Annotated in this window: 2 protein-coding genes and 1 pseudogene; 1 reads left to right on the forward strand and 2 read right to left on the reverse strand. The window is 37.1% G+C overall.

Annotated features, from left to right (window positions below):
• Window positions 1–128: 128 nt before the first annotated feature.
• A pseudogene (locus AB1414_13685) lies at window positions 129–266 on the reverse strand (transposase).
• Between the two features lie 650 nt (window positions 267–916).
• Window positions 917–3115 carry a vitamin B12-dependent ribonucleotide reductase gene (locus AB1414_13690; protein MEW6608473.1) on the reverse strand — a complete coding sequence of 733 codons (2199 nt, stop codon included), beginning with the start codon at window positions 3113–3115 and terminating at the stop codon, window positions 917–919.
• A gap of 608 nt (window positions 3116–3723) precedes the next feature.
• Here AB1414_13690 and AB1414_13695 point away from each other — a divergent pair.
• Window positions 3724–5892, forward strand: a complete 2169-nt coding sequence (locus AB1414_13695) for a glycosyltransferase (protein ID MEW6608474.1) — start codon at window positions 3724–3726, stop codon at window positions 5890–5892.
• Window positions 5893–6128: the final 236 nt, after the last annotated feature.

The following is a 6128-nucleotide window of genomic DNA, read 5'->3' on the forward strand; positions in this document are numbered from 1 at the left end:
GCATTGCTTTACTTCATTTTCTGCCATCTTTTGCTTATTAAATTTGCTCCAGAGGAGCAATCTGTTTGTAGAAAAAAATGCCCACCTATAACATAAAGCTCCATAGGAGCGACCTAAATCATTCAATACATTTTTTGTTCACGGGCTTGAATAATACCTGTGATGTATTTCTGCAATTCTTCCCTATGTTGTTTGCGAATGAGATGTTGTCTGCCTTTTACGGCAAATACAATTTGAATATAAATTTGAGAATAGGTATTTGCCATTTTTCAGGTCGCTCCTCTGGAGCTAATTTTTGGTTAATTTGATTCCTCCTACAAACAGGTTGCCTCTACGAGGCTAATTATTTTTTGAAGTTACAACTATATAACATATCTTCCTCTTGATGTCAACTGAGCAGATTATCTCTTTTTTATTACTCTGGCATCTTTTATCACCCAAAACTCTCCCCAACCCACACCATAACTAAAAACTATTTGCAACGCTCTCAAGATCAAGGAGAGCGTTGCGTAGGACTTAAGGCTATATCTATGGTCCCAGGCATTGCTTTACCTCATTTTCTGCCATCTTTTGCTTATTAAATTTGCTAAAGAGGAGCAAATCTGTTTGTAGAAAAAAAACCCACCCATCACATAAAGCTCCAGAGGAGCGACCTAAATCATTCAATCCATTTTTCAGGTCGCTCCTCTGGAGCTAATTTTTGGTTAATTTGATTCATCCTACAAACAGATTGCCTCTACGAGGCTAATTATTTTTTGGGGTTACAAATATATAACACTTCCTCTTCTTGATGTCAACTAAGCAAATTATTTCTTTTTTTGTCACCTTGGCATCCTTTATCACCAACTCTCCCCAACCCGCACCATAACTAAAAACTATTTGCAACACTCTCAATAGTCATCTGTCCCTATTGAACTTACCAGCACTTAGAAAAACCACAGACTCTACATACCGCACAACCTTCTACCAATTCAAGTATCTCTCCACACTCCGGACATTCAGGATAGATACCCACCGCGGCTTTCGTCATTGTCATTTTCTTTAATGATTTTGGCTCTAATCCATTAGTCATATATTTTTCGATGGCTCTACCAATGGCATCCGGACAGGATAAAATCGTTCCTCCTTTTTGCCAGGAAGGAGAAGGACATCTAATCCCTTTTAATTGTTTAATTATTACCTCCGTATCTATTCCAGAGCGTAAGGCTAATGAAATTAACCTGCTTGTTGCCTCAGATTGTGAGGCGGCACAACCACCGGATTTACCCATTTGGGAAAAGACCTCACAGGGGCCTTTTTCATCTTCATTTATCGTTACATATAAATTCCCACAGCCAGTCGTTATTTTCTGTGTAGTTCCTGTAGTTACAGATGGTCTTGGCCTTGGTGTTCGGAGTTCTTTTTCCTCTTTTTTCTTCAAACCAAGATAAAGCACCTGTTCTTCACGACTGCCATCACGATAAATGGTTACTCCTTTACAACCGTTTTTATAGGCTAAGAGATAGACTTTTTTTACATCCTCGCGAGTGGCAGAATTGGGGAAATTAACTGTTTTTGAAACTGCATTATCGGTGTATTTCTGGAAGGCGGATTGCATTCTGATATGCCATTCTGGAGAAATATCGTGAGCCGTGCAAAATATCTTCTGGATTTTTACCGGAACTTCTTTTATGCCGTGTAGGGTGCCTTTTTCTGCAATTTTGCGCATCAGTTCCTCACTATAAAACCCCTCTTTTTTAGCTATCTTCTCAAAATAAGCATTGACCTCAATCAATTCATTTTTATCCATTACCTTTCGGATGAAACAAACACCAAATAATGGCTCAATCCCACTTGAACAATTAGCAATAATTCCAATTGTGCCTGTTGGAGCAATCGTCGTGGTAGTCGCATTGCGGAGTCCTTCACATTTCCCATCATCATAGATACTACTTTTAAAGTTAGGGAATGCACCCCTTTCTTTTGCCAGTTGTGCGGATGATTCCCTTGCTTTTTGCTGAATAAATTTCATTACCTCTTCTGCGGTCTGAATGCCTTTTTCAGAATTATAAGGAATCCCAAGTTGAATAAGCATATCCGCAAAACCCATTATCCCTAATCCTATTTTCCTATTTGCTTTTGTCTTTTCTCCGATGATTTTAAGCGGGTAATTATTCATATCAATAACATTATCTAAAAATCTAACCGATAATTCTACGACCCGGCTTAATTTCTCATAATCGATAGTATCTTCCTTGACCATTTTTGCCATGTTAATAGAGCCTAAATTACAGGACTCATAAGGAAGTAACGGTTGTTCGCCGCAAGGGTTAGTGCTTTCTATCTCACCGACTTTAGGTGTGGGGTTATGTTCGTTTATTTTATCTAAGAAGATAATTCCTGGCTCACCGTTTTTATGGCTATATTCAACGATAAGGTCAAATACCTCATCTGCCAACAGTTTTTTTACACTTTTTTTAGTTCGTGGGTCGATTAAATCATATTCTTTGTTATTTTCTAATGCCTCCATAAATTCCCGCGTTAAGGCAACTGAGATATTAAAGTTATTCAATCTGTGTTCTTTTTCTTTGCACTTAATGAAATCCAGTATGTCCGGATGGTCAACTCGTAATATGCCCATATTTGCTCCTCGTCGAGTTCCACCCTGTTTAACGGTTTCGGTTGCGGCATCAAAGACGGTCATAAATGAAATAGGGCCACTTGAAACCCCTTTCGTTGTCTTAACCGGGCTATCCTTTGGTCTAAGTCTTGAGAAGCTAAATCCTGTGCCGCCGCCAGACTTGTGGATTAAAGCAGTATTTTTCACCGCATCAAAAATACTATCCATTGAATCTTCAATTGGTAAGACAAAACAAGCAGATAATTGTTGTAGGTCTCTGCCGGCATTCATTAATGTAGGTGAATTAGGCAAGAATTCAAGCCTGGTCATCAATTCATAAAACTGTGTTGCTCTTTTTTGGACACTTGCTTTAGAATTATAATTTTTATCTGCCAAAGCTACATTTTCCGCCACACGCCAAAACATCTCCTCGGGTGTCTCAATCGGCTTACCATCTTCATCCTTTTTTAAATACCTCTTTTCCAGCACTTTTCCTGCATTAGATGACAATTCCATCTTAAAATCCCCTCCCTTTTTTATATTTTATCTATTTTACCTTATAACAGGTAAAATAAGGTAATTTCTTGAAAGCCTTCAACCATACACCTGAAAACCCACAAAATAGCCTATCTTGTAGTGTTGATTATTATATACCACAAAGTATCGTATGTCAAGTAATTTTTTAATGTTTTTTTAACTTTTCATAAATTAATAAAAGGCTAAAGCCTGAACTTCAGTAATAGAAGGCAAAATTTGATTGACATTAGATAAAACTTTTGGTAAAATATCCAGCAGTGCCTCACGAAATTAAGAATAAGTAACTGGAACAATAAGGGGAAACGGACATAAACCAGGACTCACAAAGGGCAATGAAAATGGGAGAAGGACAACCCCCTAACCCCCTTTATTAAGGGGGAATTGCTGAGAGTTTCTTTCTTCCCGAATCCCGAGTCCCGAATCCCGATTTTCAGGGGAAACGGACATAAGCCAGGGCTCACAAAGGGCAATGAAAATGGGAGAAGGACAACCCCCTACCCCCTTTATTAAGGGGGAATTGCTGAGAGTTTCTTTCTTCCCGAGTCCCGAACCCCGAGTCCCGAGTCCCGATTTTCAGGAGAATTACAGTGAATGAAAAGAAATTAAATATCCTCCAGGTCGTCAATAGCCCACATTGGCATGCCATTAGCAGTTACGCCTTGAATGTTTCAAAAGGATTGAAGGCAAAAGGACATAAGGTAATCATAGTTACTTTACCAGGAAGTCTTTTGATTAAAAGAGCAGAGGCTGAAGGTGTGCCAGTTATCACTAATCTGCATTTAAACCATAACAACCCTATCTATTTTATTACTGACTTAAGAAAACTCATCTGTATTTTAGAAGAAGAAGAGATTGATGTGTTAAATGTGCATGAATCTTATGGTTTTGTTATTTCTTGTTTAGCAGCTAAATTAGCCCGGCGACCAATTGCCTTAATCCGAACACGAGGCACATTTATGACTCCCAAAGGGCATTCAATAAATAGATACCTGCACAATTCATTAGCAGATGAAGTAATCGTTACCTCTAAATTTATGCTAAAAAAATGCCTCAAGCATCTTCGAGGCAAAGAAGACCACTATAAACTTATCTATTTTGGGATTGATGTGGATAAATTTAAGGTTGAAACTCCAAAAGAGAAAATCAGAGCAGAATTAGGTATTGCCCAGACGGATTTTATAATTGGAATTACGGCCAGATTTGACCCGGTAAAAGGTTATCCATACTTTTTTGAAACAGCCGCAAAACTAAAAAATAACATTGAAGGGTTAAAAGTGAAGTTTTTAATCATTGGCTATGAGGCAGAGTTTTCTAAAGCTGATTTGATGAATATGGCTAAAAAACATAATATTGAAAAAGATGTAATTATCATTGATAAATGGAGCAATCTGCCAGAGATTTTATCTGTTATTGACATTGGCGTTATAACATCTATTGGTTCAGAGGCAAATAGTCGAACCTGTCTCGAATTTATGGGTGCTGGAAAACCAGTGGTGGCTACTACGGTTGGCGTCCTTCCAGAAATTATAGAAAACGATAAAACAGGGTATTTAGTTCAACCAAAAGATACTCAATCTATGGCAAATGTTTTGCTTGATTTATTAGAAAACAGGGAGAAACTTAAGATAATAGGAAATAATGGCAGAAAATTAGTCAATGAGAAATTCACACAGGATTCTTTAGTAACTCAAACAGAGGAAATTTATTATCAACAATGGAGAAAAAAACTACCCAGGTCAATTAAAAAAATACTTGTTATAGATTTTAATTTAATCGGTGATTTATTATTTACAACTCCAACAATTAAGGCGATTAAACAAAATTTCAATCATAGTCATTTAAGTATCGTCGTGAATTCTACTGGTGTAGATGTAGTCAGGAATAATCCATACATTGATGAAATTATTGTCTTTGACCGCAAACATAAAGACATTATAAATCAGATTAAATTTGTTTTGAAGATAAGGAAACAACGATTTGATTTAGTAGTTGATTTATATAATGGCACTCGCTCTGCTGTATTAGCCTGGCTATCAAGGGCTAAATACAGGGTTGGTAAAGGAACTGATTGGAACAAGATATTCTTTAATTTAAGATTTATACCTAAAAAAAACCTTACATATTGTATTGAAGAAGGGCTTGAGAAATTGGGGTTATTAGGGATTGATATAGAACATATTGATAAGAAATTAGTTATGGAAGTGTTAAATCAGGATAGAGAATATATCAAGCAGTTATTTAAGATAAAAGAAGATGAATTAGTCATTGTCATTAATCCTGGTGCCGGTGCTCCTTCAAGGCGATGGAGTGTTGAGGGATATGCCCGGGTAGCAGATGTTTTAATTGAAAAATATAAGGCAAAAGTAATCTTAAGTCCAAATTTAGGTCAGGAAGAGTTTGCGTTTCAGATAAAGAGATTGATGTCCCGGACGCCATTAGTTTCGCCTGTTCTAAATTTGAATCAAATAGCGGCGTTAGGGGAAATAGCGACGGTATTTATTGGGACAGATACAGGACCATTACATATCGCCGCCGCGGCAGGTGCCCCTGTAGTCACTATATTTTTATCTACCAGTCCTTCAATGCATCACCATTTAATCAGGACAAAATATGTTTATAAAAAGTTACCTTGCAATCCCTGTCAAAAAGGATGTGAATCATTAGAATGTGTTAAGGCAATCACCGCTATGGATGTTTTAGAAAAGGTTGAGGAATTAGTAACCGTTCAGGCTGTAAGAAAGGGGATAAGGAGATAAGAGTGATATGGAGATAAGATAATAGAGTAACTATTCACCATTCACCATTCACCATTCACAATTTCTTCCCTAAATTTCCTTAATAATGGTGAATGGTGAATTGTCAATTCAGACTTCTCCAAAGTTGAGGTGTCGTTCGCTATAAGATATGGCATTTCAATTAGTTACGAGAATGTCGTTAAATTGGACATTTGCAAATTTCTTGACTCTGTAACATATTGAATTTAAAAGAGAGA

This window comes from bacterium (genome assembly GCA_040755795.1).
Classification (GTDB): Bacteria; UBA9089; CG2-30-40-21; order CG2-30-40-21; family SBAY01; genus JBFLXS01.

Excerpts from the sequence above, each read along its gene's own strand:
- AB1414_13690 (MEW6608473.1), bottom strand. The coding sequence starts at position 3,115 with ATGGAATTGTCATCTAATGCAGGAAAAGTGCTGGAAAAGAGGTATTTA.